At 65.0% G+C, this 25,754-nt stretch carries 24 protein-coding genes and 1 other RNA gene; 12 read left to right on the forward strand and 13 right to left on the reverse strand.

Annotation, left to right across the window (positions count from 1 at the left end):
- The first annotated feature begins 42 nt into the window (after positions 1-42).
- Together J1M86_RS09880 and J1M86_RS09885 are read left to right on the forward strand one after the other, a co-directional pair.
- Positions 43-228 (forward strand): hypothetical protein, encoded by a 186-nt coding sequence (locus tag J1M86_RS09880; protein WP_139318264.1) that lies wholly within the window; start codon positions 43-45, stop codon positions 226-228.
- A 67-nt stretch (positions 229-295) separates the two neighbouring features.
- Complete coding sequence (locus tag J1M86_RS09885) at positions 296-1,279, forward strand: cobalamin biosynthesis protein (RefSeq protein ID WP_206510029.1); 984 nt, start codon at positions 296-298, stop codon at positions 1,277-1,279.
- On the opposite strand, the gene J1M86_RS09890 is transcribed toward J1M86_RS09885, so the two are convergent.
- Genes J1M86_RS09890 through J1M86_RS09900 form a run of 3 tightly spaced genes read right to left on the reverse strand, consistent with a single transcriptional unit; the run spans position 1,220 to position 3,373 of the window.
- Positions 1,220-2,161, reverse strand: a complete 942-nt coding sequence (locus J1M86_RS09890; protein WP_206509679.1) for an SURF1 family protein — start codon at positions 2,159-2,161, stop codon at positions 1,220-1,222. The two genes, J1M86_RS09885 and J1M86_RS09890, sit on opposite strands and share 60 nt — an antisense overlap.
- A 32-nt stretch (positions 2,162-2,193) precedes the next feature.
- A complete protein-coding gene (locus J1M86_RS09895; protein ID WP_187346819.1) occupies positions 2,194-2,691 on the reverse strand; it encodes a low molecular weight protein-tyrosine-phosphatase in 498 nt (165 codons plus the stop codon).
- Positions 2,675-3,373 (reverse strand): HAD hydrolase-like protein, encoded by a 699-nt coding sequence (locus tag J1M86_RS09900; RefSeq protein ID WP_206509680.1) that lies wholly within the window; start codon positions 3,371-3,373, stop codon positions 2,675-2,677. The genes J1M86_RS09895 and J1M86_RS09900 overlap by 17 nt, the downstream gene beginning before the upstream one ends.
- Positions 3,374-3,388: 15 nt before the next feature.
- On the opposite strand from J1M86_RS09900, the gene cobC reads away from it, so the two are divergent.
- Genes cobC through J1M86_RS09920 form a run of 4 tightly spaced genes read left to right on the forward strand, consistent with a single transcriptional unit; the run spans position 3,389 to position 7,551 of the window.
- A complete protein-coding gene (gene cobC / locus J1M86_RS09905; RefSeq protein WP_075840477.1) occupies positions 3,389-4,486 on the forward strand; it encodes an Rv2231c family pyridoxal phosphate-dependent protein CobC in 1,098 nt (365 codons plus the stop codon).
- Positions 4,483-5,640, forward strand: a complete 1,158-nt coding sequence (locus J1M86_RS09910; RefSeq protein ID WP_206510068.1) for a Nif3-like dinuclear metal center hexameric protein — start codon at positions 4,483-4,485, stop codon at positions 5,638-5,640. Before cobC ends, J1M86_RS09910 begins: the two co-directional genes overlap by 4 nt.
- A 58-nt stretch (positions 5,641-5,698) precedes the next feature.
- Positions 5,699-6,436 (forward strand): zinc ribbon domain-containing protein, encoded by a 738-nt coding sequence (locus J1M86_RS09915; RefSeq protein WP_075840478.1) that lies wholly within the window; start codon positions 5,699-5,701, stop codon positions 6,434-6,436.
- 5 nt (positions 6,437-6,441) lie between these two features.
- A complete protein-coding gene (locus tag J1M86_RS09920; RefSeq protein ID WP_307786619.1) occupies positions 6,442-7,551 on the forward strand; it encodes a bifunctional RNase H/acid phosphatase in 1,110 nt (369 codons plus the stop codon).
- Here the strand turns inward: J1M86_RS09920 and J1M86_RS09925 are convergent.
- Together J1M86_RS09925 and J1M86_RS09930 are read right to left on the reverse strand one after the other, a co-directional pair.
- The gene (locus J1M86_RS09925) at positions 7,534-8,820 is read right to left on the reverse strand and encodes an SLC13 family permease (RefSeq protein ID WP_206509682.1); all 1,287 of its coding nucleotides are present in this window, start codon (positions 8,818-8,820) and stop codon (positions 7,534-7,536) included. The two genes, J1M86_RS09920 and J1M86_RS09925, sit on opposite strands and share 18 nt — an antisense overlap.
- The gene (locus J1M86_RS09930; RefSeq protein ID WP_075840482.1) at positions 8,817-9,338 is read right to left on the reverse strand and encodes a DUF1697 domain-containing protein; all 522 of its coding nucleotides are present in this window, start codon (positions 9,336-9,338) and stop codon (positions 8,817-8,819) included. The genes J1M86_RS09925 and J1M86_RS09930 overlap by 4 nt, the downstream gene beginning before the upstream one ends.
- Before the next feature lie 51 nt (positions 9,339-9,389).
- Between J1M86_RS09930 and rnpB the strand changes: the two genes are divergently transcribed.
- The 3 genes from rnpB to J1M86_RS09945 all read left to right on the forward strand — a co-directional run bounded on the left by rnpB (position 9,390) and on the right by J1M86_RS09945 (position 11,519).
- Positions 9,390-9,850, forward strand: an RNA gene (rnpB, locus tag J1M86_RS09935) — RNase P RNA component class A.
- Between the two features lie 41 nt (positions 9,851-9,891).
- A complete protein-coding gene (locus tag J1M86_RS09940; protein WP_075840680.1) occupies positions 9,892-10,074 on the forward strand; it encodes a hypothetical protein in 183 nt (60 codons plus the stop codon).
- Between the two features lie 2 nt (positions 10,075-10,076).
- The gene (locus J1M86_RS09945) at positions 10,077-11,519 is read left to right on the forward strand and encodes an RNB domain-containing ribonuclease (protein ID WP_206510030.1); all 1,443 of its coding nucleotides are present in this window, start codon (positions 10,077-10,079) and stop codon (positions 11,517-11,519) included.
- On the opposite strand, the gene pip is transcribed toward J1M86_RS09945, so the two are convergent.
- The 4 genes from pip to J1M86_RS09965 all read right to left on the reverse strand — a co-directional run bounded on the left by pip (position 11,471) and on the right by J1M86_RS09965 (position 15,621).
- Complete coding sequence (pip, locus tag J1M86_RS09950; RefSeq protein WP_206509683.1) at positions 11,471-12,454, reverse strand: prolyl aminopeptidase; 984 nt, start codon at positions 12,452-12,454, stop codon at positions 11,471-11,473. The two genes, J1M86_RS09945 and pip, sit on opposite strands and share 49 nt — an antisense overlap.
- A gap of 2 nt (positions 12,455-12,456) precedes the next feature.
- Positions 12,457-12,912 carry a hypothetical protein gene (locus J1M86_RS09955; protein ID WP_206509684.1) on the reverse strand — a complete coding sequence of 152 codons (456 nt, stop codon included), beginning with the start codon at positions 12,910-12,912 and terminating at the stop codon, positions 12,457-12,459.
- 21 nt (positions 12,913-12,933) lie between these two features.
- Positions 12,934-13,776 carry a 3-methyl-2-oxobutanoate hydroxymethyltransferase gene (gene panB, locus J1M86_RS09960; protein ID WP_075840486.1) on the reverse strand — a complete coding sequence of 281 codons (843 nt, stop codon included), beginning with the start codon at positions 13,774-13,776 and terminating at the stop codon, positions 12,934-12,936.
- 120 nt (positions 13,777-13,896) lie between these two features.
- A complete protein-coding gene (locus J1M86_RS09965; RefSeq protein ID WP_307786585.1) occupies positions 13,897-15,621 on the reverse strand; it encodes an NAD+ synthase in 1,725 nt (574 codons plus the stop codon).
- Positions 15,622-15,732: 111 nt separating this feature from the next.
- On the opposite strand from J1M86_RS09965, the gene J1M86_RS09970 reads away from it, so the two are divergent.
- From J1M86_RS09970 to J1M86_RS09980, 3 genes are all read left to right on the forward strand, one after another.
- A complete protein-coding gene (locus J1M86_RS09970; protein ID WP_206510031.1) occupies positions 15,733-17,310 on the forward strand; it encodes an alpha/beta hydrolase in 1,578 nt (525 codons plus the stop codon).
- Between the two features lie 100 nt (positions 17,311-17,410).
- The gene (gene glnA, locus J1M86_RS09975; RefSeq protein WP_075840488.1) at positions 17,411-18,751 is read left to right on the forward strand and encodes a type I glutamate--ammonia ligase; all 1,341 of its coding nucleotides are present in this window, start codon (positions 17,411-17,413) and stop codon (positions 18,749-18,751) included.
- Between the two features lie 104 nt (positions 18,752-18,855).
- A complete protein-coding gene (locus tag J1M86_RS09980) occupies positions 18,856-21,900 on the forward strand; it encodes a bifunctional [glutamine synthetase] adenylyltransferase/[glutamine synthetase]-adenylyl-L-tyrosine phosphorylase (protein ID WP_206509686.1) in 3,045 nt (1,014 codons plus the stop codon).
- Between the two features lie 61 nt (positions 21,901-21,961).
- Here the strand turns inward: J1M86_RS09980 and J1M86_RS09985 are convergent, their stop codons facing one another.
- The 4 genes from J1M86_RS09985 to J1M86_RS10000 are packed head-to-tail and all read right to left on the reverse strand — an operon-like array spanning position 21,962 to position 25,614.
- Entirely contained in the window at positions 21,962-22,939 is a 978-nt protein-coding gene (locus tag J1M86_RS09985; RefSeq protein ID WP_206509687.1) for a glycine betaine ABC transporter substrate-binding protein, read from the reverse strand.
- Complete coding sequence (locus tag J1M86_RS09990) at positions 22,936-23,712, reverse strand: ABC transporter permease (RefSeq protein WP_206510032.1); 777 nt, start codon at positions 23,710-23,712, stop codon at positions 22,936-22,938. Before J1M86_RS09990 ends, J1M86_RS09985 begins: the two co-directional genes overlap by 4 nt.
- Positions 23,713-23,738: 26 nt before the next feature.
- The gene (locus J1M86_RS09995) at positions 23,739-24,971 is read right to left on the reverse strand and encodes an ABC transporter ATP-binding protein (protein ID WP_206509688.1); all 1,233 of its coding nucleotides are present in this window, start codon (positions 24,969-24,971) and stop codon (positions 23,739-23,741) included.
- Positions 24,964-25,614 (reverse strand): ABC transporter permease, encoded by a 651-nt coding sequence (locus tag J1M86_RS10000; protein ID WP_206509689.1) that lies wholly within the window; start codon positions 25,612-25,614, stop codon positions 24,964-24,966. The genes J1M86_RS09995 and J1M86_RS10000 overlap by 8 nt, the downstream gene beginning before the upstream one ends.
- Positions 25,615-25,754: the final 140 nt, after the last annotated feature.

The raw sequence follows: 25,754 nt of genomic DNA on the forward strand, positions 1-25,754 counted from the left end.
GTGATGGCGCACTCATCTGCATTTCCATCCACGGACGCGTCGGTGACAATCAAGATCATCAGGGCCGGTATGCAGGCCCACGACACCTTTTCGGGGGAAATCATGGCAATGTTTCTGATGGCAACGGTCGGATTCTTCGGTATCGCTGTGGCGATGCTCAACTCGGGTCGCGACCTCGAGTTCAACAATCGTCAAATGGCGGGCGTGTATCGGTCTCGCTGGGCGTGATCGCGCGCACCCGCCGAGTGGCCACGCAGTCGCAGGTGTCTACCGTCTGGTCATGCACATCGGCAGGATGACGGGCTCGGGAACGAGATTCCACGCTCGGGCTGCGGGACTGGTCCTCGGGCTTGCGTTGGATCGGATAGTGGGCGATCCCCGCAGGTGGCATCCCGTCGCCGGTTTCGGTCTCATCGCTGCGCGCGCCGAGCGCAGTCTTTATCGGGATTCCAGGTGGGCCGGTGTACTGCACACGAGCGCGCTGGTCGGCGGCACGGTCACCGCGGGTGTGGTGGCCACCGGCATCGCGCGGCGTAGTGGGCTGATCGCCGAGACAGCATTGACCGCCTCGGCAGTGTGGGCGTGCCTCGGCGGAACGTCGCTCTCGCGAACCGGTGCACGCATGTCCGGCCACCTGACCGACGGTGACATGGCAGCGGCAAGGGCGCTTCTGCCTTCGCTGTGTGGGCGCGACCCGGACGTACTCGACGCGCAGGGGATCGCGCGTGCGGCGCTCGAATCGGTGGCCGAGAACACCTCCGACGCGACCGTCGGCGTTGTGCTGTGGGGAGCTGTTGCAGGTGTTCCCGGCGTGGTCGGGTACCGCGCCGTCAACACACTCGACGCGATGATCGGATACCGATCCGAGCGGTACCGGCAGTTCGGGTGGTGCGCGGCGCGACTCGACGACGTCGTCAACCTGGCCCCCGCGCGCCTGACCGGCGCACTCACCGTGGCACTCGCGCCAGCGGTAGGTGGCAGGCCGTCGGACTCGATTCGAGCGTGGCGGGACGACGCGGCACGTCATCCCAGTCCCAACGCCGGTGTCGCCGAAGCCACCGCGGCGGGAGCGCTGGGGGTTCGTCTCGGCGGGAGAACCGAATACGCCCACGGAATCGAGATCAGACCGACGCTCGGATCCGGCCGTACACCGACACCCTCGGACCTCGACCGCGCAGCGGCGCTGTCCGTTCTGGTGCAGGTCTCCGCGACGGTGGTCTCAGCGCTTCTTGCCGTAGCGATCGGCCAGGCGGACATCGTTCGCCGTGCTCGGGACTGATGTGTTCTTCGATTTCGACTTGCGCTGCTTGCGCGTCGGCAGGGTGAACTCCGGTTCTGCCGCAACAGGATCCGACTCGGTCGGCAGGGGCAAGGTGACGTCCTCAGGTGCGGTGTCCTCGGGCTCACCGGCGGCTTTGCGTCGCTCACGCAACTCTGCCCGCACGAAGTAGGCGAGCCCGAGCGGCGCCATGATGCCGAATGCGAGCCACTGCAGCCCGTACCCCAGATACGGGCCGGAATCGGTCTGGGGAAGTGCGATGACACCGAGGCCGCCTGGCTGATCGCTCTCGAGCTGAAGGTAGCCGTCGATTGCGCTCACCCCCACCACCGAACCGATCTGCTCGGGATCGATGTTGTAGACCTGCACATGGCCGGCTTCTTCGATCGATGCGCGAGAGCCATCTTCGGCTTGCCGGAGGTGGGCGCCGAGAGTGACTTCTCCGGCGGGTGCCGCCTCGAACGGCGGTGGTGCAGTTCCCTGCTCAGGCAACACGTACCCGCGGTTGACCAGCACGATCGGGCCGTCGGTGAGCTGAAACGGGGTGACGACCTCGTAGGCCGGCAACTGCTGCACGACCCGCAGACGAACGAGTACTTCCTGGTCCTGGAGGTACGTGCCAGTGGCAGTGACGCGACGCCATTCGTCCTGGGCGGCGAAACTCGGCTCTCCAGTTGCGGGATCGGTCGAGGTGAGGAGCTCACCGATCGCGACCGGCTCGGACTCCGTCGACTGATTGATCAGTTCGTTGCGCTCGGCAGTCGAAGTGTTCTTGCCGAGCTGCCAGGGGGCGAGAACGGAGAAACACAGAAACGCGAACAATGCGACGACAGCAGCCAGCGCCAGCCACTGGGGGCGTAAGAGGAATTTGAGCCTTCGCACGACATCTACGGTAGCGGTTGACTCGAAGTGACCTACGACGCCTCGTCGGAGAGCTTGTTCTCGAGCCACCGCACGAGGCCGGGGACTGCCGCTTCGATCTGTTCTCGCACCTCGGTGAAGGCGTCGTCCGTCGAGTAGTACGGGTCTGCCACCGACTCCGAATCGGCTGCGTCGTCGAATGCGCGCAGCAGCACGACTCGATCTTTCGGGACGCCGAGTCGATGCAGCTCGGTGGCGTGCGAGGAATCGAGAGCGACGAGCAGGTCCGCGGCGAGGTGGTCCGCGCCCACCTGAGTGGCCTCGTGCTCGCTGCTGTACCCGTGGGCGTCCAGTTCGGCGACGGTGCGGGAGTCTGCCGGTTCTCCTTCGTGCCAACCGTCGATGCCTGCGCTCGATATCCGCACGCTCGAGACGAGTCCGGCTTCGCGAACGTAGGTCTCGAAGACTTTCTCGGCCATGGGGGAACGGCAGATGTTGCCGGTGCAGATGAACGTGATGTGCAGGGTTGCTCGGTCAGCGGGTGAGTTCATCGAGCACCTTCTTCAACTCCTCCATCGTCGCAACAGTGAAGGCGGCCTCGTCGTCCTCACCTGTGATGCCGTATCCCCAGTCCACGTAGACCGCCGGTATCGCGAATCGCGCGGCGCCGTGGACGTCGTGGTCACGATCGCCGACCATCACTACACCGGCCGTTCCACCGGCACTTACCTCGCGGGGAACAAGTTCGAGATTGCGCAGTGAGTGCGCAATGACGTCTGGCTTGGCGCGTCGAACACCGTCGTTGCTCGCGCCGCCGATGAACTCGAAATACCGCGACAGCCCGAAGTGGTCGAGGATGCGATGGGCGAATCGCTCCGACTTCGAGGTAGCGACAGCCAGGCGAATACCCCGAGCTTGCAGGCCTTCGAGGACCTCTTCGATGCCCTCGAACACAGTGTTCTCGGCCCAGCCGGTGGCGTCGTAGCGCTCGAAGTACGCGCTCAGGGCCTGCTGCGCGCGGTCCTCCGGCAAGCCCATCATCCTGAGCGTGTCGATGAGCGGTGGCCCGATGACACCTTCGAGCTGGGCCGGTGTGGGTTCGGGGGCGCCGATGGTCTCCAGCGCGTGGCGAAATCCGGCGAAGATTCCCGGTGCAGAATCGGTGAGCGTTCCATCGAGATCGAAGAGCACAACCGTGGCACCCGGGCGGTCCGGTGCAGCTGGGTTTGTCATGACAAAACCATATCGGTGACGGCGGCGACTACGCTCATCGGCAACGAAAGGATCCTGAGCGCAGTGGACTCGATGGCGCTTCTCCGTCACCACGGTGACGTCGAAGTTGGCGACGGACTGATGGATTTCGCGGTCAACGTTCAAGGGCTCGCGCCACCGGACTGGCTCACCGCCAGGATCGCCGCGGCTCTGACGTCGTTGGGTTCCTATCCCAGCGCAGCTGCCGATCTGAATGCACGCGAGGCCATCGCTCGCAGACACCGGCGCTCTCCCGACGAGGTATTGCTGCTCTCCGGCGGAGCAGAGGGATTTGCGATGCTGCCAAGACTGCGTCCCCGTCTCGCGGCCGTCGTGCATCCCTCGTTCACCGAACCCGAGGTGTCGCTGCGGGAAGCGTCCGTGCCCATCGTGCAGGTGATGTTGGCGCCGCCGTACACACTCGACACAGCCTCGGTTCCAGAAGAGGCAGACCTGGTCGTCATCGGAAATCCCACCAACCCGACATCGGTTCTGCACGAGCGGAGTGCAATTCTCGCGCTGCGACGGCCCGGCCGTGTGCTCGTCGTCGACGAGGCATTCGCCGATGCTGTTCCCGGTGAACGCGAGTCGGTGGCCGGCGACACGTTCGACGACATTGTGGTGCTGCGCAGTCTCACCAAGACATGGGCGCTCGCGGGGCTGCGGTGCGGCTACGCCCTGGGCCACCCGGACGTGTTGGCCGCCCTGACTCGCGGCCGCGCCCACTGGCCGGTCGGAACATTGCAGATCGAAGCGATCGCGGCCTGTAGCGAACCCCGTGCGCTCGAGATCGCCGCTGCCAAAGCGGAAGCAATCGGCGCGGACAGACGGTCGATGGCCGCCCGTTTGGAGAGCCTGGGCATCGAGATCTGCGGGAAACCGCAGGCACCGTTCCTACTGTTGAAGATTCCGGCCGCCGAGCAGGTCAGGTCGAGGCTCCGAGCCGACGGCGTCGCGGTGCGTCGATGCGACACGTTTCCAGGGTTGGCCCCGGGGCACCTTCGCGTCGCGGTCCGGGCACCGGATCAGGTCGACGTGCTCATAGAAGGACTACAGCGAGCGCTGAATCGAGCTCTACCGAGGAGACGAATGTGACCGAACATCCCGTGACGCTCGCCGAGATCATCGATGTTCTCGACGATGCGTACCCGCCGCGCCTGGCCGAGAGCTGGGATTCGGTGGGCCTTGTCGCGGGCGATCCGCAAGCCCGAATCGGCGCCGTGATGTTCGCGGTCGATGCCACCGCCGACGTCGTCGACGAGGCCATCGAATGGGGCGCCGACCTACTCGTCGTGCACCACCCGCTGCTTCTCCGTGGCGTCGATACGGTCGCTGCCGACACCCCCAAGGGCGCGTTGATTCACCGACTCATCAGAGCGGGCTGCGCACTGTTCACCGCGCACACCAATGCCGACAGCGCCGATCCCGGGGTGTCCGACGCGTTGGCGAAGGCGCTCGGGGTGACGGCAACTCGCCCCATCGCGCCCATCGATACACCGCGGATCGACAAGTGGTCCGTGTTGGTCCCGACAGCCGCCGGCGACGCCGTGCGCCGAGCGTTGTTCGATGCAGGTGCCGGCTCGATCGGGCGTTACCGCGACTGCAGCTGGACCGTCCGCGGCCTGGGCCGGTTCCTGCCCGAGATCGGCGCTCAACCTGCCATCGGCCGGATCGGGGAACTCGAAGAGGTCGAGGAGGACCGGATCGAAGTGGTCGCCCCGGTCTCGGCGCGTGCAGAGATCCTGGCGGCTCTGCGTCGAGCCCATCCCTACGAGGAGCCGGCGTTCGACGTGTTCGAAGAAGCACCGTTGCCGACCTCGACCGGCCTCGGGCGAGTTGGCACGCTCGACGAACCGTCGACGCTGCGGGACTTCACCGAGCGCGTGCGGGCGGCTCTGCCGGAGACCGTGTGGGGCGTCCGGGCGGCGGGCGACCCCGACTCGATCGTGTCCACGGTGGCGCTGTGTGGAGGGTCGGGTGACTCATTCCTCGGAGTCGTCGGTTCGTTGGGTGTCGATGTGTTCGTGACGGCCGATCTCCGGCACCACCCCGTCGACGAGCACCTGCGTGCCGGCGGGCCTGCCGTCATCGATGTCGCACACTGGGCCTCGGAGTGGCCGTGGTGTGAACAGGCACGCGGTGTTCTGGACTCACGGTTCTCGCGGTATCCGAGATGGACGAGTCGTGTCAGCGTCCGTCGTACCGATCCGTGGACAGTGGGATCGGTCCACGCGAGCGGTGAACGCTAGCCGCCGCACCCGGTAGGCTTGACCGAATCAACTTCCATAGTCGCAGGAGTCATCACGCGTGAATGTCGACCCCCGAGTACAGGCCTCCCTTCTCGAACTGGCCGCAGTGGACACCGAGCTGACGCAGATCGCACATCGCCGTAAAACTCTGCCCGAGCAGGCCGAGTTGGAGAAACTCGAGGCGGAGCGCGTAGCGCGCAAAGACGCTGCCGTCAGCGTGCAGATCGCCATGGACGATCTCGACCGGGACATCAAGAAGCTCGAGGGCGAGGTGGACGCCGTCCGCCAGCGAGAGGACCGCGACCGAAAGCTCCTCGAAGGCGGCACCGTCGCTGCCAAGCAGATGTCGGAGCTGCAGCACGAGCTCGGCAGTCTGGAACGTCGGCAGGGAATTCTCGAAGAGGAACTGCTCGAGGTCATGGAAAGACGTGAGGCATCCGAGACCGACTACAACCATGCTGGAGCGCAGCTCACCCAGATCGAGGACGAGTTGATCGACGCCGGCCGCCGCCGCGACGACGCGGTCGCGGACGTGGAGAGCGCCGAGCAGCGAGCGACTGCACGACGGTCGGAACTCGCAACGACATTCTCGGCTGAACTTCTTGCGATCTACGAGAAGCAGCGCTCGCTCACCGGCCGCGGTGCCGCGCTGCTTCAGGCCAGGCGCTGTGGTGCCTGCCGTATCGAACTCGACCGGGGCGAGATCTCCAGAATCGCCGCGAAGCCTGCCGACGAGCTCATTCGATGCTCCGAGTGCAACGCGATTCTGGTGCGAACCAAAGAATCGGGTCTGTGAGCGCAGTGGCAAGGGTCGTCGTCGAAGCAGACGGCGGCTCGCGCGGAAACCCCGGTCCCGCCGGTTACGGGGCTGTCGTCTTCACCTCGGACCGTTCGACGGTGCTGGCGGAACGACGGTCCGCCCTGGGCGTTGCCACCAACAACGTGGCCGAATACCGCGGGCTCATCGCAGGGCTCACGGCTGCGGCCGACGTGGGAGCCCGCGAGGTCGAGGTCCGCATGGATTCGAAATTGGTGGTGGAGCAGATGTCTGGGCGCTGGAAGGTCAAGCACCCGGACATGATTCCTCTGAACAAGGAAGCTGCAGAAGTAGCTCGCGGCTTCGATCGCGTCACCTACACGTGGATACCGCGCGCTGAGAACTCGCACGCGGACCGACTCGCCAACGAAGCGATGGATGCTGCCGCGACCGGTGCGAAGCTCGAAAAGACTCCACCGAAGGTGCTGCAGAAATCGGCGGGCTCATCTGCTGCGCCGGGATGGACCGGGGCGGTGGGCGCCCCCACGAGGCTGCTGCTCCTGCGGCACGGCCAGACACCGTTGTCGGTGGAGCGACGCTATTCCGGCCGAGGCAATCCAGTACTCACCGACCTCGGTGAGCGGCAGGCCACGGCTGCTGCGGCTCACCTTGCCGACACCGCCGACATCGCTGCTGTGGTGGCATCGCCTCTCGATCGGGCGCAACACACTGCCCGGGCTCTGGCAGATCGAGTGAGCCTCCCCGTGACCACCATGGACGAACTCGTCGAAACCGATTTCGGCAACTGGGAAGGGTTGACCTTCGCCGAGGCATCCGAGAGGTACCCGGACGTGCACCGTAAGTGGCTCGGCGACACCTCCGTCGCCCCGCCTGGTGGCGAAGCATTCGACACGGTGCTGGGACGAGTCACGACGGCCCGCGACAAACTGATCACGGCGTATGCCGGATCCACGGTGGTCGTCGTCACCCACGTCACGCCGATCAAGATGTTGCTTCAGCTGGCTCTCGACGTCGGTCCGTCCCTTCTGTACAGACTGCATCTCGATCTGGCCTCGCTCAGCGTCGCCGAGTTCTACCCGGACGGCGGTGCGTCGGTGCGTCTGGTCAACGACACGTCATATCTGAGCTCCTAACGCCAACCACAATGCTGCCACGGATCCCAGGATCGTCAGCGGAGTCGTGATCGAACCGAGCAGGGTGAACGTGCCGAGCGATGCAGGTTCACCGTTGTTCGAGGTCACTCTGCGCCACAGCATGATCGCCAGCGATCCGACATAGGTCAGGTTGGGTCCCAGGTTCACCCCGATGATCATCGCCAGGACGAGGCCAGGCGGCGCCGATGGCCCCAATGCGGCAAGCAACAACAATGTCGCAGGCAGATTGTTGACGATGTTCGACGCGGCCGCGCCGATCAGCGCGGTGACCAGCAGACCGGTCAGCGATGTGTCGGTCGGCAGGACCCCGGTGAGCCAGTCACCGATCGGCCCGGATGTGACGCCGAGGACGACCACACCCAGCAACAGCACGAAGCCGCAGAACATCGGGTCGGCGGCGCTGAGAACCCTGGTCGGTGCGGTGTACCCGTGCCGCAGTGCGTACGCCGCGAGAACGCCGGCGCCTGCCGCAGCCACCCAGAACGGTTCGATGCCGACGAATCCGGCAGCGCCGAACCCGAGCAACGTCGTCGCCAGAACTGCGAGGGCGAGCTTCGGAGCAGGCTGCCCGGTCCGCGAAAACGCCGGCCTCCTGTCCGGCGCCGCTTCGGTCGGACTCCCATCCGGCCCAACTGCACCCTGTCGAGCGAGGTCGCGTCGGAAGAAGATCCGGAATACGACAAATTCGATAGCAATCGCCACCGCCCACGGCAGTGCCATCAACGTTGCGAAATGAGCGAAGGTGAGCCCGGTCGCGGCGAATGCCAACAGGTTCGTCAGGTTCGACACCGGTAGCAGCGTGGACGCGGAGTTCGCGAGGTGAGCAGTTGCGTAGCTGTACGGCCGTGCCGGTGTGCGCAGCACCCGCGCCGCACCGATGACCGCCGGTGTCAACAACACGACCGTGGCATCGAGACTCAGCACAGCAGTGGTAAGCGAAGCTGCCGCAAAAACGGCCGCCAGGAGCCGCCGCGGGCTGCTCTGCGAGACATCGATCGCCGTGGCTGCCACCCACGAGAACACACCGAGTGTGTCGGCCAGGTAGGCGATCATCAGCACGAACGCCAGGAAGATCACCGTCGGCAACAATTCGAGCACCTGTGCTTGCGCAGCGTCGACAGTGACCAGCCCCAGCGCGAGCGCTGCGGCTGCGGCGGGCCCGGCGACGACGATCTCCGGCAGGCCTCGAGGACGCGCGATCGCGAAGAGCAACACTGCGCCGACAAGGGACGCAGCGAGGACGGTCACGAGAGCATCTTGCCGAGTGTTCGCAGATTTCTCGTGGTGATGGTGGGCTTGTACCTGTTCTTGGCCGTCGACTTCCCGAACGGACTGTCGGTGGTCCGCCCTTTCACGACCTCCCAGTACACGACGCCCTCGCCTCTCTCGACACGTTCGACGGCGGGGTCGAGGGCGTCCGCCGCGTCGAGGAGTTCGGCGAGGTGACGAGCGTCGCTACCGAAAATCACGTATGGATGCCACCCGTCGCGCTCAGGATCGAACGGATATCGCTGGACCACGGATCGAAGCGCCGGGGGCGTGAGCACGATGACCCACGCCTCGTACCCGAAGCGGGCGGCGAGAGTCTTCTCGATCCGCGCCTTCGTTTCCGGTCCGGTGAGCCCGGATTCGAGCAGCACGTTGCCCGTCGCCAACACCGTGCGGACATCCCGAAACCCGGCTGAAATCAGCGCCTCTCGCAGGTCCGCCATCTTGATGTTGATTCCACCGACGTTGATTCCGCGCAGCAGGACGGCGTAATTCATGAGGTGAACTGTAGTTCGCGGGTACGACGCAGTAGAGTTTCAACCTGCGAACGAGTTGGTTGGACGGCCGCGGCACGGAGAACTGGGGGACACGCTCCACCAAGCTTCGAGCCGAGGAAAGTCCGGACTCCACAGAGCAGGGCGGTTGCTAACGGCAACCCGAGGTGACTCGCGGGACAGTGCCACAGAAAACAGACCGCCCACGCTCGCGTGTTCTTTCAGAACGCGCGAGCGTGGGTCAGGGTGAAACGGTGCGGTAAGAGCGCACCAGCACCCCGGGTGACCGGGGTGGCTAGGTAAACCCCGCCCGGAGCAAGGTCGAAGGTCGCACCGTAGGGCTCGTTGCGAGTCTCACGGTGCGGCTGCGCAGGTGTTCGAGGGCTGCTCGCCCGAGCCTGCGGGTGGACTGCTCGAGGTACCCGGCGACGGTGTGCCCAGATGGATGGTCGTCGCTTCGTCCACACCTCGGTGAGGACGAAGCACAGGATCCGGCTTATATGCCGACTCGTTCGCACCCATTCTCCTAGCGCGCCGATTCGGGCAGACTGGCACCATGAGCAACGACGAAGCGTGGTACTACGACGTACGAACCAAGACGGTCTCGCAGGGCAAGGAGTCGGGTGCGCTGGATCGGATGGGGCCGTACCCAGACCGGGAGAGCGCCGAGCGCGCAATCCAGATCGCGGCTGAACGCAACAAGGCCGCCGACAAGGCCGACGAGGATTGGAACAACTGACGGTGGTTCTGGCGCACCTGTCGGCAAAAGCGTTCGACTTCCATTCCATCAAGTCCGAATTCGATCTGCACGATGCGTTCTCGGCGGACGTTCTCGCAGAAGCTCGTTCGGCAACCGATCGCCATGCGTCCGATCGCCGCGACCGCACCGACATTCCCTTCGTGACCATCGACCCTCCAGGGTCGATGGATCTCGATCAGGCCGTGCACATCGAAAAGCTGGCGGCTGGATACCTACTGCATTACGCGATTGCAGACGTCGGCGCATTCGTTGCGCCGGAGGGCGCACTGGACATGCAGGCCCGTCAGCGAGGTCAGACGTTCTATCTTCCGGACGGTTCGATTCCGTTGCATCCTCGCGTGATGTCGGAGGGCTCGGCGAGTCTGCTTCCCGGCGAGAGCCGACCGGCGGCACTCTGGCGGATCGAGTTGGACGAAGCAGGTGAGCCAGTCTCCTGGAAGGTGACCAGGGCAACCGTCCGGTCGGTGGCGCGCTTCGATTACGCGCGGGTACAGGCTGATTTCGAGCAGGGGACGCCACACACGTCCATCGCGGCTCTCGGTGAGTTCGGTGCACTGCGAGCGCAGTCGGCGATCCGGCGCGGGGCGATCGACCTGACGTTGCCCGAGCAGGACGTGGTGAAAAACGGGAAGTCCTGGCACATCGAGCTACAGGCACGAACCGATGTCGACGCCTGGAACGCCGATGTTTCACTGCTGACGGGTATGTGTGCGGCGCGCACCATGCTCGACGCCGGTGTCGGACTTCTCCGGACGCTGCCGGCGGCGTCGGATGAGGCGGTCGAGACGCTGAAGTACACCGCGGCGATCCTGGGAATCGGTTGGCCGGAGGGAGCGTCCGCCGGCGCTGTGCTTGCGTCGTTGCCGCGCGATGCACCCACCACGCTGGCGCTGATGACGCGGGCGACCACTCTGCTGCGCGGAGCGGACTACGCAGCATTCGACGGCGATGTCCCCGAGCGCATCGAGCATTCAGGTATTGCCGCCCCCTACGCGCACGTGACGGCGCCGTTGCGCCGGCTCTCGGACCGCTTCGCGACAGAGATATGCCTCGCAGTCGGAGCAGGTGTGGACATCCCCGACTGGGTTCGGCGTGCGTTACCCGACCTCCCCGCAGCCATGCGGCGGTCGGATTCGACGGCGTCGAAAGTCGACAGGGCATGTATCGATCTGACCGAGGCGGTGATTCTGCACGAGCGCGTCGGTGAGCGCTTCTCGGCGGTGGTGCTGCGCGGCGCCGAGGGCAAACGGCCGGCGGAAGTATTCGTCGAATCACCCATCGTCATGGGCAAGTGCAACGGAGGGCCCCCGGAGGGGGAGCGGGTAACGGTGACGTTGACCGCGGCAGATATGGAGACCCGGCGGATCGAGTTCGGCTACGAGTCGGACGCCGACGCACAGCGGTCGGTTGCCTCGACCAAGTGATGGACGATGCCGGGCTCGGAAGCGGAGTGCCCGGCGTCGTCGACCACGATCAACTCCGAGGACGGCCACGCCTTGTGCAGCTCCCACGCACTCGTTGCCGGACACACCACGTCATACCGACCCTGGACGATGACGCCGGGGATATCGGCCAGTAGGTGGGCGTCCGCGAGCAACTGGTTCTCGCGCAGAAATCCACTGTTGCGGAAATAGTGATTCTCGATTCCCGCGAAAGCCAACGCGAAACGTGGATCGGCGTTCTCCGCGATCTGATCCGGCTGTGGTAGCAGGTAACTCGTCGCTGCCTCCCATGACGACCACGCGATCGCGGCCTCGGTCGCAACGTCACGGTCGTGGGAGTGCAACAGGCGGTGATATGCCTCGACCAGATCGCCGTCTCGTTCCGTCTCGGGCACCGGTGCGAGGAACTTGTCCCACAGTTCTGGGAACATGTGGCCTGCTCCGCCGTTGTAGTACCAGTCGATCTCGCTGCGACGAAGCAGGAAGATGCCCCGCAGAATCAGATGCGTGACGCGATGTCGGTGGCTCTGGGCGTACACGAGGGACAGCGTCGACCCCCAGGATCCGCCGAACACCAGCCAGCGTTCGACCGTGAGGAACTCCCGCAGTCTTTCGATATCGGCCACCAGATCAGCAGTGGTGTTGACCGTCAGATCCGCTCCATCGGCAATGTGCGGAGTCGATCGTCCACAACCGCGCTGGTCGAACAGCACGATTCGATATCTGTCGGGATCGAAATAGCGACGCTGCGCCGGCCCGGTTCCGCCCCCGGGGCCGCCGTGCACGAACACAACTGGCTTACCGGCAGGATTCCCACTGGTTTCCCAGTAGATGCGTTGACCGTCGCCGACGTCGAGATGGCCCGCGTCGTACGGTTCGATCGGCGGATAGAGCTTGCGCGAGTAGCCTTCGGACATCCTCAGAACCCGACCAGTCCCGACGCGAGATCGGGAATGTCGAGCGAACGCATCGCCTCTTCGCGAACCTCGGGGCACTGCGCCACCGTGATCTCGTCGACGATCGACCTGTCCTGCACGATCCGCAGGTTGATGACCCCGCTCTGCGCAGCCCAGGTCTGAACGACGATGTTGAGGCCGCCGCGACCCAGCGTCGGGCCCTGAATCCGCCATTCCTGAAGCTGCTCTTCGAGATCGGAGCACAGCTGCAAGCGTTGCTGATCGGTGATCGTGTCGGCAGCAGCAGGAGCGGTGGTCACCGGCGACGCAGAGGCGGTGGTCGGCGTCGACGACTGCCCTGTGTTCGTGGTGTCGGTTCCGCATGCGCCGACGGTGACCGCGAGCGCGGCCACGCCCACGATGGAGACAACTGTGCGGGTGTACCTCTGGGGGGCTGGTTTGATGGCACCGAAGTTCATGCCGACGAGTGTGCCATCAGGTCAGTAGCTGTGCTCCGGGCCGGGGAATACACCGGTTCGGACCTCGGCGAGATACGCCGCAGCGGCGCTGCGCAACTCGTCGCCGACGTTGCCGAACTTCTTGACGAACTTCGCGGTCTTGCCGTTGGTGTAGCCCGCCATGTCCTGCCACACGAGCACCTGGGCGTCGGTTTCGTTTCCGGCACCGATGCCGACGGTCGGAATGGTGAGCTTGCGGGTGACCTGTCCGGCGATGTCTGCGGGCACCATCTCCATGACCACGGAGAACGCGCCGGCCTCCTGGACGGCAATGGCGTCGGCGACGAGCTGCTCCGAACCGTCGCCGCGGCCCTGCACTCGGAATCCGCCCAATCCGTTGACGCTCTGCGGGGTGAAGCCGATGTGCGCCATCACCGGGATGCCGGCAGCTGTGATGGCTGCGATCTGATCTGCCACACGCTCGCCTCCCTCCAGCTTCACGGCGTTCGCGAGCCCCTCCTTCATGAAGCGCGTCGCGGTTGCCAGAGCCTGCTGCGGCGAGGATTCGTAGGTGCCGAACGGGAGATCTGCGATGACGAGAGCGTTGGGGGCGCCTCGTACGACGCCGCGGACCAGGGGCAGCAGCTCGTCGATGGTGATGGGCACGGTGGTGTCGTATCCGTAGACCACATTGGCTGCGGAGTCGCCCACCAGCAGAACAGGGACGCCGGCCTCCTCGAAGATGCGGGCGCTCGAATAGTCGTATGCAGTGAGCATTGCCCAGCGCTCACCCTCGGCTTTCATCTGCAGCAAATGATGCGTGCGTGTCTTGCGAGTGAGGGCGGAGACGGGCGCGTCGGTCGAACCGTAGACAGAATCGGACATCTTTGTCCCTTTCGGTTCCTCGAGGCCCGCCGTGCGGGTCCCCGGGATGTGGGGTTGATGACGTCACCCAGTCTGCCAGCCCCGCTCCTCTCGTCGATGGTGAGTTGGACGTGCAATTGGTCACACTTGCTGTGTGCCGACGCGCCAGTGGTTCGTGACTGGCATCCGTCGGTCCCGACCGAACGCCCGAGAAGTGATCTTGGTGCCGATGGGATATTGCCTGCGCTTGTATTCGGCCGCGTCGACCTTGCGAACGATGTCCTCGACCGTGCCTCGATCGAAGCCCGCGGCGACGATGTCTTCGACGCTGCGATCGAAGTCGACGTAGCGAGACAGGATGGCATCCAACACGTCGTAATCGGGCAGAGAATCGGTGTCGAGCTGATCGGGCCGTAATTCGGCCGACGGTGGTTTGTCGATGCTGCCCGCGGGAATCGGTGGCACTTCGCCGCGGTGCACTGCTTCGTTGTTTCGCCATCGAGCAAGTGCCCAGACCATCGATTTCGGGACGTCCTTGATCGGGGCGAAGCCGCCCACCGCGTCGCCGTAGATGGTCGAGTAGCCGACCGCCAACTCGGACTTGTTGCCGGTCGCGAGGACGAGGTGGCCTGCCGAATTGGACAGGGCCATCAATGTCATTCCGCGGCAGCGGGCCTGAATGTTCTCCTCGGCGAGGCCCTCGAGTGTCAGCTGGTCGACGAAGGCATCGACCATGGCAGCGATGGGCTCCGTTCTGAAGTGAATACCGGTGCTGCGAGCAAGTTCATCGGCGTCGGTGCGTGAATGGTCCGAGGAGTACTTCGACGGCATCGACACTCCGTGCACCGCGTCGCTGCCGAGTGCGTCGACGGCGACGGCAGCGACCACCGCGGAGTCGATTCCACCGGACAGGCCGAGGGCCACCGAGGTGAAACCGTTCTTGTGCACATAGTCCCGAAGGCCTGTGACGAGGGCGCTCCAAACCAGGTCCTCGTCCGGACGCGGCGGCGCCACAGACATCGGGGTTCGGTCCCATCCACGGACGATCAGATCGGGCAGGGTGTGTCGATCGACGCTCCAGCCGGGAACGTGATCCTGGTTCGATCCTGGAGCCCCCCGCGGGGCGACGTCGACACAGAGCAGGTGTTCGGCGAATTCCGGGGCACGTCCGAGCAGCGTGCCGTCTGCTGCGAGGACGAGGCTTCCGCCGTCGAAGACGAGTTCGTCCTGTCCGCCGACAAGGTTGGTGTACGCGATGGGCACACCGGCCTCGGCTGCGCGCCGTTCGACGATGGACCGACGAACGGCACTCTTGCCGCGTTCGTACGGGCTGGCGTTCAAACACAACAACAGGTCGACTCCGGCAGCCGCATACGCAGGCACCGGGCCACCGGGCTGCCAGATGTCCTCGCATACCACCACGCCCAGGCGGAACCCGTTCACCTCGGTGATGCTCAGGCGCGAACCGGGTGCGAAGTACCGCAGTTCGTCGAAGACTCGATACGTGGGCAAAGCGTGCTTGTCGTATCGGGAGAGAACAGCGCCGCCGAACAGTACGGCGGCGCTGTTCCGCGAGCCGGCCTGGTCGCGATCGAGATATCCGACGACGACGACCGTGTCACCGCAGCCGGAACGGTCGAGCGTGATCGCGAGTTCCTCGAGAGCCTGCTTCGAAGCTCGGGCGAACGACGGGCGCAAAGCGAGATCCTCGACGGGGTAGCCCGTCACCGCCATCTCGGGGAACAAGACGACCTGGGCGCCTTCCTGTGCGGCGCGCGAGGCCCACGAGGCGATGAGCGCGCAATTGCCGGGCAGGTCGCCGACGGTGGAATTGATCTGGGCGAGGGCGACTCTCAATGCCTGCACGAATCGAAGCCTAGCGTGGGTGGGCCAGAGCAGAGTTGTGGACGCTCGTGCCTCCACCTCTGGCACCATCACCTGCATGAGATGTACGCGCAGAGTGCGGTGGCAGCGGAGATGATCGCGTTCGCACGGGCGAGGGTGACGACGCGATTGGTGGCGGTGCTCGGCGCCGCGGCGTTGGCAGCGACGGGATGTGCCGTCGACCGAACGATCGAGGGCGTGGCCGAGTCGGAGGCGGGTGCCGAGTTCCCGCCGGGAGCGGGCGTCGTACCCGACGGCCTGGAACAGTTCTACACACAGGAACTCGACTGGGGGTCGTGCGAGAGCTTCAGCACCGACGGCACCGTCCTGCCGTCCTCGGTCTCCTGCGCGTACGTGAGCGTTCCGCTCGATTACGAGGACCCGGCCGGCGAGACGGCGAGCATCGCCATCTCGCGGTCGGAAGCGGCAGGGAAGAAGATCGGTTCGATCTTGTTCAACCCCGGCGGCCCCGGGTCGTCGGGGCTCTATCTCGCCACCCAGGCCGAGAGCTCGGACATTTCCGACCGGTTCGATCGGATCGGCTTCGACCCTCGCGGTATCGGCGCGTCGACACCCGCCATTCGGTGTCTTACCGCGGAGGAGATCGACCGGGAACGTCGCGAACCCGAAGTCGACCTCTCGCCCGAGGGCATCGCCGAGCAGGAAACGGACCACCGCGAGTACGTCGAGCAGTGTGTGGAACGGACCGGCGCCGAGGTTCTCGAGCATGTGGGCACCCGCGAGGTCGTGCGCGATATGGACGTCATCAGGTCTGTCCTCGGCGATGAGAAATTGACTTACGTGGGGTACTCGTACGGCACCCGGATCGGCACCGCCTACGCGGAGGCGTTCGGTGGCAATGTCCGCGCGATGGTGCTCGACGGCGCACTCGACCCCGAGCAGAGCCCCGTCGACGAGGCCATCGACCAGGGGGCGGCGTTTCAAGCGGCCTTCGATGCTTTCGCAGAAGATTGCGTTCTCACCGGCCGATGCCCGCTCGGAAACGATCCGGCCGATGCGAGCAGCAGCTTCCGAGAGCTCGTCGACCCTCTGATCGAGACGCCCGCCGCCACCACTGATCCGCGCGGCCTCAGTTACGACGACGCGATAACCGGGGTGCAGCAGGCGTTGTATTCGCAGAGTCTGTGGCGGCTTCTGCGCGCGGGCCTCAACGAACTGAGTGAGGGGCGCGGTGACACCTTGCTCCGCCTCGCGGACACGTACCAGGGCCGACTCGAAGATGGCACTTACTCCAATCTCGACGACGCGTTCAACGCCATTCGCTGCGTCGACGATCCGCCGACGACCGATCGAGCCGAGGCCGGGGAAGCGGACCGTCGCTACCGCGAGGCGGCACCGTTCCTGGACGACGGACTCGGCACGGGAGCGGCGCCCCTCGATGTCTGCGCGTTCTGGCCGGTGCCCAACACCGGAAGCCCGGGGACAGTCACGGTCTCTGGTCTTCCGACGCTCGTGGTGGTCTCGACGACATTCGACCCTGCCACGCCCTACCAAGCCGGCGTCGAGCTGGCACGGCAGCTCGACGCAGACCTGGTGACATTCGACGGCACACAGCACACCGTGGCGTTCTCCGGAGTGGCGTGCATAGACGGACCAGTGGTCGAGTACCTCGTGAATCTGACCCCGCCAGGTAACGATTTGGTGTGCTGAAGGTGCTCACACCGGCGTTGGACCTGGTGAGACATGTCGGAAGTGAGACCGAATTCACCATGTAACACAGATTTAACGCCGTTTGCTTACTCTCGCGGACATGGATCGCCAAAAGGAATTCGTGCTCCGGACTCTGGAGGAGCGCGACATCCGCTTCGTCCGCCTGTGGTTCACCGATGTCCTCGGTTACCTGAAATCGGTGGCCATCGCGCCGGCCGAACTCGAGGGTGCCTTCGACGAGGGCATCGGCTTCGATGGCAGCGCGATCGAGGGGTTCTCGCGTGTTTCGGAAGCGGACACCGTCGCGAAACCCGACCCGTCGACGTTCCAGATCCTGCCGTGGGCCACGAGCAAGGGCCACCAGCACTCCGCGCGCATGTTCTGCGATATCGCGATGCCCGACGGCTCGCCGTCCTGGGCCGACTCGCGCCACGTTCTGCGTCGCCAGCTGAGCAAGGCAGCCGACCTCGGTTTCAGCTGCTACGTCCATCCGGAGATCGAGTTCTTCCTGCTCAAGGACAGCCCCGAGGACGGCACACCGCCGACGCCGGCAGACAACGGTGGCTACTTCGACCAGGCCGTCCACGACTCGGCGCCCAACTTCCGCCGTCACGCGATCGACGCACTCGAGTCGATGGGCATCTCCGTGGAATTCAGTCACCACGAGACTGCGCCCGGACAACAGGAGATCGATCTTCGGTACGCCGACGCCTTGTCGATGGCGGACAACATCATGACTTTCCGCTACGTGGTCAAGGAAGTCGCGATCGAGGAGGGTGTGCGGGCAACGTTCATGCCCAAACCCTTCAGCGACCAGGCGGGGTCGGCGATGCACACCCATATGAGCCTGTTCGAGGGCGACACCAACGCCTTCCACAACCCGGACGACCCGATGCAACTGTCGGAGACCGGCAAATCGTTCATCGCAGGCATTCTCGAGCACGCCAACGAGATCAGTGCCGTGACCAACCAGTGGGTCAACTCCTACAAGCGGCTCGTTCGCGGCGGCGAGGCACCCACGGCTGCGTCCTGGGGCCCGGCCAACCGCTCTGCCCTGATCCGCGTACCGATGTACACCCCGAACAAGGCCTCCTCGCGGCGCGTGGAAATCCGCAGTCCTGACTCCGCCTGCAACCCGTACCTCGCGTTCGCGGTACTGCTGGCAGCCGGCTTGCGCGGAATCGAGAAGGGCTACACGCTTCCTCCCGAGGCCGAGGAAGACGTGTGGGCTCTGACCACTGCGGAGCGGCGCGCAATGGGTTACAAGGAACTTCCCGGCAGCCTCGATCAGGCCCTGAACGCGATGGAGAATTCCGAACTCGTCGCTGAAGCGCTGGGTGAGCATGTCTTCGACTTCTTCCTGCGCAACAAGCGTCGCGAGTGGGAGGAATACCGCAGCCACGTCACCCCGTACGAGCTCAAGGCCTACCTGGGGTTGTGACGATTGCACACCTCGATGGGTTAGGTTCTACCTCGATCGGTTCGAGGAATTCACACCCGCGATAAGGTGAAATCTGTGTCACGTCAGAGTCCGGGGGTGCGCTGATGGTGCGCCCACCCACGTCACGGTCCATTGTCCCAGGGGCAGGTCGGTTGGGCCTGGTGGAATCGTCGGCCCCCGGCGATCTTCAGCAGCTGGGATGGGTCGGCGAGGACAGCCTCGAACTGCTGTGGTCGCTCTCTCGTGCTGCCAACGCTGACCTTGCCCTCCGGACGGTCGTTCGATTGGCCGAAACTCTTGGCGATCGGTATGCGCAACTGGACTCCGCCCTGCGGACGGACCGAGGTCTCCGCGGGAGACTGTTCGGTCTGACGGGTGCATCGAGCGCCTTGGCCGACCACCTCGTGTCCGATCCCGAGTCGTGGCGGCTGCTCAGCACTCCGCCCGGCAGATCGGCCGGAGCCAACGCGCAGATCGAACTGCCCAGCAAGGCGCAGCTCACCAAGGAACTGCTCGACGCGGTCGACGCGGTTCCCGAGACCGGCGAGAACGCGGCACCGAATCTGTATCGGGCCGGGGTGATCGGGCCCGAGGCCGTCGCAGCGCTGAGAAAGACCTACCGCGATCAAGTGATGGTGTTGGCGGCAGCCGACCTCGCCGCCACCGTCGAAAACGAGCCGGTGCTCCCGTACCAGCTGGTGGGAAACCAGCTCTCCGACATGGCCGACGCCGCGTTGACTGCTGCCCTCGCCGTTGCCGTCGCCACCGCGTGCCCCGACAGGCCGTGTCCCACCCGTCTCGCGGTGATCGCGATGGGCAAGTGCGGTGCACGGGAACTCAACTACGTCTCCGACGTGGACGTGGTGTTCGTAGCCGAGCCCGCCGACTCGGTCGCCAGCCGGATTGCCGGTGAGCTGATGCGAGTGGGCTCCTCGGCCTTCTTCGAGGTCGATGCCGCGCTGCGACCGGAGGGTAAGAGGGGCGAACTCGTCCGTACCCTCGATTCACACATCGCCTACTACAAGCGGTGGGCGAAGACCTGGGAGTTCCAGGCCCTGCTCAAGGCACGTCCGATGACCGGAGACCTCGAACTCGGTCACGACTACGTCGCCGCGCTGAACCCGATGGTGTGGCTCGCCTCCCAACGCGAGGATTTCGTTCCCGAGGTGCGAGCGATGCGTCGCCGCGTCGAGGAGATGGTTCCACCCGAACTACGGGAGCGGGAGATCAAGCTCGGACGCGGAAGTCTGCGCGACGTCGAGTTCGCCGTCCAGCTGCTGCAGCTCGTGCACGGCCGCACCGACGAAACTCTCCGTGTGTTGGGCACCGTCGATGCCCTCGCCGCGCTCACCGAGGGTGGATACATCGGCCGCGACGACGCAGCCAACCTCACCGCCTCGTACGAGTTCTTGCGACTGCTCGAGCATCGTTTGCAGCTGCAGCGGATGAAGCGAACGCACACCCTTCCGCCGGCGGACGACGAAGAAGCGCTGCGCTGGCTGGCGCGGGCCGCGCACATGCGTCCCGACGGCAACCGCGACGCACTGGGTGTGCTGAACGCCGAAATCAAACGCAACGCCCAGCGCATTCGCCGTCTGCACGCGAAGTTGTTCTATCGACCGTTGCTCGATTCGGTGGTGCGCTTCGATTCCGACACCGTGCGGCTGACGCCGGATGCCGCCAAACGCCAGCTCGCCGCACTCGGCTTCGCAACGCCCGAGAATGCCCTCGGGCACCTTCGGGCCCTGGTCGGCGGAGGTGCCCGGCGGGGGCAGATCCAGGCGGTACTGCTGCCGACCCTGCTCGAATGGCTCGCCGATACCCCCGACCCCGATGCCGGTCTGCTCAACTACCGCAGGTTGTCCGAGGCCGCAGTCGATCAGACCTGGTTCCTGCGCACACTCCGCGACGAAGGCGCCGTCGCGCAGCGGCTGATGATCGTGCTCGGATCCTCGGCCTACGTGCCGGATCTGCTGATCAAAGCGCCTGAAGTGATTCGCTTGTTCGCCGACGGTCCGACGGGCCCGCGACTGCTCGACGTCGAGCCGGAGGAGACGTACCGCGCAATCCTGTCCTCGTCCGGCCGCTACGAGGACCCGGCCAGGGCCATCAACGCGGCACGTTCGTTGCGCCGACACGAGTTGGCTCGGGTGGCATCGGCGGACATCCTGGGCATGCTCGAAGTGCCGCAGGTGTGCCGCGCGTTGTCCTCGGTGTGGGCTGCCGTCATCAATGCCGCGCTGGATGCTGCGATCAGGGCCAGTACCGCCGAGCGCGGGGAACCGGCTCCCGCAACCTTGGCGGTCATCGGAATGGGGCGTCTCGGCGGCGGCGAACTCGGCTACGGCAGCGACGCGGACGTGCTGTTCGTGTGCGAGCCGACCGGCGACGCCGACGACACTGTCGCCCTCAAATGGGCGAACGGAATCGCAGACAGGATCCGCAAGATGCTCGGTGCGCCGAGTACCGATCCGCCGCTCGAAGTCGACACCGGACTGCGCCCGGAGGGGCGCAACGGGCCCGTGGTCCGCACGCTCGCCTCCTACGAGGCGTATTACGCGCAGTGGGCGCAAGCATGGGAGGTGCAGGCGCTCCTTCGTGCACACCAGGTGGCCGGAGACCAGGATCTCGGGATTCGCTTCCTGCTGATGGCCGACAAGGTGCGCTATCCGGAAGGCGGCGTCTCGCAGGACGCTGTTCGCGAGATACGTCGCATCAAGGCACGGATCGATTCGGAGCGATTGCCGAAGGGCGCGGACCCGGCCACCCACACGAAGCTGGGCCGCGGCGGACTCGCCGACATCGAATGGACGGTCCAGCTGATTCAGCTGCAACATGCGCACGAAGTGCCCTCGTTGCACAACACGTCGACACTGCAGACTCTCGATGCCATCGGTGCCGCCGAGTTGATGAGCGAAACCGATGTGGAGTTGCTGCGCGAAGCATGGATCCTGGCCACCAAGGCTCGCAACGCCCTCGTTCTCGTGCGAGGCAAGCCGACCGACCAGCTCCCTCGTCCGGGCCACGTGCTCTCGGCGGTGGCGAAGGTCGCGGGCTGGAGCAACGGCGACGCGGGGGAGTTCCTCGACAACTACCTGCGGGTGACGCGTCGTGCAAAGCAGGTGGTGGAGCGGACCTTCGGCGGGTAGGCGCTGCGCGCATGTGCGCGGAAATACATAGAGGGACACGTATTTCCGCGCACATGGGGACCTACCCCATGGTGACGAATCCCTCGGACACCATCCAGTCCCGGGCCACTTCCGCCGGCTCGTTGCCCTCGACGTCGACCTGCCGGTTCAGTTCGGTCATGACCTCGTCGGTGAGCATTGCCGAGATCGGTGCCATCACCTCGGTCACCTGAGGGTGTGCGTCGGCGAAATCCTTTCGCATTATCAATGCCGGGTTGTACTTGGGGAAGAACGAGCGATCATCCTCGAGCAGTACCAGGTCGAGTGCGATGATGCGGCCATCGGTAGTGAACACCTCGCCGAACTTGCACGGATTGCCGTCGGCCGTCGCCTGGTAGATGATGCCCGTTTGCAGAATCTCACGTGGCACCGCATTGGGATCGAACTCGTACTTCGCGGCCAACCCCGGAAACCCGTCCTGTCGGACGTTGAACTCGGTTTCGACGCAGGTGGATGCTGCAGCCGGGTCGGTGCGCACCAACTCGGCGTAGTCCGAGAGCGTCCTCACTCCGGTTTGCTGCGCTGTCTCCTGACTCATCGCCAGCGCATACGTGTTGTTCATCGGCGCCGGAACCGCCCACACCATGTCGTTGGCTGCCAGGTCGGCGTCGCGGACTGCCTCGTACTGCTGCTGCGAATCGGGAAGCGGGATCTCGTTGCCCAGGTAGTTGATCCAACCGGTACCGGTGTACTCGTAGGTGAGATCGATCTGGCCGTCGAGTTGCGCGTCCCTGGTGCTGTTGGAGCCCTGAATGTTGGTCAGGTCGCGCACATCGGCGCCGGCGGCAACCATCGCGAACTCGATGATGTAGCCGAGGATGATCTGCTCGCTGAAGTCCTTGGAACCTACCGTCATCTTCACGTTCTCGAGTTCGGGTACCGGCTGGATGCTCCCTGGGCCCACCTCGAGCGGTACCGCACCACCGGACTCCAAACCGCATCCGGCGAGTATCACCCCGGACAGTGCGAGCGCGAGCACGCCGCCACGGACGGATTTCATCGCAGCCCCTTCGGTCCGAGATACTGTTCGGCCAGCGCGCCGAGCCAGTCGACGAACAATGCCAGCGATACCGCGAGCACGGCCCCCACGACGAGGGTCACGTTGTCGCGGAGCTTGTATCCGGTGTCGATCAGAATTCCCAGTCCTCCTGCGCTGACGAGGAAGCACAGTGTCGCGGTGCCCACGGCGAGTACGAGCGATGTGCGGAGTCCGGCCAGGATGTACGGCACTGCCAACGGAAACTCGACCCGGCGTAGCAGCGTCGCGGCAGACATCCCCTGGCCCCGCCCTGCGTCGATCACTGTGCGGTCGACCTCCTGGTACCCGAGAATCGTGTTGCGCAGCACCGGAAGCAGTGAGTAGAACGCGATCGGCAGCACGCCGGTCCAGAACCCGGTCTGCTTGGTTGCCAGGTAGAACAGGACCAGCAGACCGATGGCAGGGGCAGCCGCACCGATGTTCGCGATACCGACGAAAATGGGAGCGAGCTTGGTGTAGCCGGGCCGAGTGAGCAGTGTGCCCAGCGGCACCGCGACGATGATGACAATGACGACGACGGCGACCGTGAGGAGGATGTGCTGCCACGTCAGCGACGCGATGTTCGAGATGCTGATGCTGCCCTGCTGAGTGGCGGTCAAGTCGCGGTTGAAGGCCCAGAGGAGTACTGAGGCAACGAGGATCAGCACAATGGTCGGCTGCACCATCAGCCGGATCCGGGCGCCCCGCGCGAGGCTTGCGCGCTCTGCGGTGCCTTCGTCGGGAGGCACCTCCATCTCCGGTGCCCGGGCTTGGGATGCGGTCACGACGACGTCTCCCGCGCTGCATTCTCGGGCTCGATCGGGTCAGGCTCGTCGGCGTCGGCGTCGGCGTCGTCGTGATCGTGGGCGTGTGCCTCGCGCATGGTCTGCAAATGATCCACGAGAGTGTCGATGGAAATGAGGCCGACGTACTCCCCGTGTAGCCCGGTCACGACGGTCGACGCCGTGCTCTCGGCCAGCAGGGCTTCGAGTCCGTCCTGCAGTGTCGACTGAATCGAGACGAGCTCACCGATCGGCATCCCGACCTCGCGCAGCGAGGACGCCGTCGCAAGGTGCGTGGGAGAGACCCATCTGAGGGGGCGCTTGCGATCGTCGAGAATGAGGCCCCACTGCCATTTGCGAGAGGTGATCTTCGCGCGGAAAGCATCGACGGGATCGCCCACCTCGGCCGTCGGGCATTGCAGCAGCCGAACATCGCGAATACGCGTGAGCGTGAGTTGTTTGAGCGAGGCATCGGCGCCGACGAAGCCGGCAACCATCTCGTTCGCCGGGTTCGCCAGAATGGCCTCCGGAGTGTCGTACTGCATGATCGCCGACTGGTCACCGAGTACCGCGATGCGATCGCCCAGCTTCACTGCCTCGTTGAAGTCGTGGGTGACGAACACGATGGTCTTGCCGAGTTCGGTCTGCAACCGCATCAGTTCGTCCTGAAGCAGTCCGCGAGTGATCGGATCGACCGCGCCGAACGGTTCGTCCATCAGCAGGACAGGGGGGTCGGCTGCCAACGCCCGAGCCACCCCGACCCGCTGCTGCTGTCCGCCGGACAGCTGCCGGGGGTAGCGGTGGCGATAGGTATCCGGGTCGAGGCCGACGAGGTCGAGCATCTCGTCGGTGCGGGCAGCGATGCGCTTCTTGTCCCACCCGATCAGACCGGGAACGGTACCGACGTTCTTTGCGATGGTCAGATGGGGAAACAACCCGGCCTGCTGGATCGAGTAACCGATGCCGCGGCGCAGTTCGTCGGCGTTGATGGACAGTGCGTCCTTGCCGTCGATGGTGATGGTGCCCGACGTCGGTTCGATCAGACGGTTGATCATCCGCATCGTGGTCGTCTTCCCACAACCCGATGGACCCACGAAGACCACGGTTTCGCCCGCAGGGACCGTCAGGGAGACGTTGTCGACTGCTGCGGCCTTCTGACCGGGGTACCGCTTGCTGACGGAATCGAGCACGATCTCGACGCCGGAGACATGCTGCCTGGTTGTTTCAGTCACGAATACCCCTCGAGGTTGTAAGACGCCCGACGAGGACGAGGAGGCCGTCGACGATCAGAGCGAGTATGACGATGAGGACGGTTCCTGCGAGTGCCTGCGGAACCGCATTGGGGCTGCCGACGCGGCTCAGGCCCGAGAAAATCAGATTGCCCAGCCCGGGTCCCTTGGCGTAGGCGGCGATGGCGAGGATGCCGAAGATCATCTGCGTGCTCACCCGCATGCCGGCCAGAATCGACGGCCAGGCCAGGGGCATCTCGATTCTCGCCAGAATTCTCATGCGGTTCAGACCGACGCCTCGCGCGGCGTCGGTCACTGCAGGATCGACCGACGCCAACCCGATGATCGTGTTTCTGATGATCGGCAAGAGCGCGTAAAGGACAAGGGCGGTGATGGTCGGTGCGACACCGAGACCGAGGATCGGAATCAACAGACCCAGCAGGGCGAACGACGGAATCGTGAGGATGGTGCTGGCGAGTGCGGTGGCGATCGCTGATCCGGCGGGGGAGCGGTAGACGGCAATCCCCACCAGGATCGCGATGATCGTCGCGAGGATGACAGATTGCAGCACAGCGGAGACGTGCAGGTACGAGTCGGTGAGCAGTTGTTGTCGTCGACCGGAGATGAAGTTCCAGAGCGCATCCATCGAATGAAATCCCACCCTCGAGTCGAGTTCACCACCGCCTGTTTCGCGGATACGTGCAGTACGTCTGTTCGAGAGTTGCGCAATGCAGGTGGAAGTAAACCTTGATTCGAGTACTCGTTACCTTCTGTACACACAAAACC

Origin of the sequence: Rhodococcus sp. KRD197, assembly GCF_017168235.1 — a bacterium.
Classification (GTDB): Bacteria; Actinomycetota; Actinomycetes; order Mycobacteriales; family Mycobacteriaceae; genus Rhodococcoides.

Coding starts and splice junctions, on each gene's coding strand:
- J1M86_RS09940 (WP_075840680.1), top strand. CDS start 9,892: ATGAGCAACGACGAAGCGTGGTACTACGACGTACGAACCAAGACGGTC.
- J1M86_RS09980 (WP_206509686.1), top strand. CDS start 18,856: ATGGTGCGCCCACCCACGTCACGGTCCATTGTCCCAGGGGCAGGTCGG.
- J1M86_RS09990 (WP_206510032.1), bottom strand. CDS start 23,712: ATGGAGGTGCCTCCCGACGAAGGCACCGCAGAGCGCGCAAGCCTCGCG.
- J1M86_RS09930 (WP_075840482.1), bottom strand. CDS start 9,338: ATGAATTACGCCGTCCTGCTGCGCGGAATCAACGTCGGTGGAATCAAC.
- J1M86_RS09970 (WP_206510031.1), top strand. CDS start 15,733: ATGATCGCGTTCGCACGGGCGAGGGTGACGACGCGATTGGTGGCGGTG.
- J1M86_RS09985 (WP_206509687.1), bottom strand. CDS start 22,939: ATGAAATCCGTCCGTGGCGGCGTGCTCGCGCTCGCACTGTCCGGGGTG.
- panB (WP_075840486.1), bottom strand. CDS start 13,776: ATGTCCGATTCTGTCTACGGTTCGACCGACGCGCCCGTCTCCGCCCTC.
- glnA (WP_075840488.1), top strand. CDS start 17,411: ATGGATCGCCAAAAGGAATTCGTGCTCCGGACTCTGGAGGAGCGCGAC.
- J1M86_RS09900 (WP_206509680.1), bottom strand. CDS start 3,373: ATGACAAACCCAGCTGCACCGGACCGCCCGGGTGCCACGGTTGTGCTC.
- J1M86_RS09955 (WP_206509684.1), bottom strand. CDS start 12,912: ATGAACTTCGGTGCCATCAAACCAGCCCCCCAGAGGTACACCCGCACA.
- J1M86_RS09895 (WP_187346819.1), bottom strand. CDS start 2,691: ATGAACTCACCCGCTGACCGAGCAACCCTGCACATCACGTTCATCTGC.
- J1M86_RS09885 (WP_206510029.1), top strand. CDS start 296: ATGACGGGCTCGGGAACGAGATTCCACGCTCGGGCTGCGGGACTGGTC.
- pip (WP_206509683.1), bottom strand. CDS start 12,454: ATGTCCGAAGGCTACTCGCGCAAGCTCTATCCGCCGATCGAACCGTAC.
- J1M86_RS10000 (WP_206509689.1), bottom strand. CDS start 25,614: ATGGATGCGCTCTGGAACTTCATCTCCGGTCGACGACAACAACTGCTC.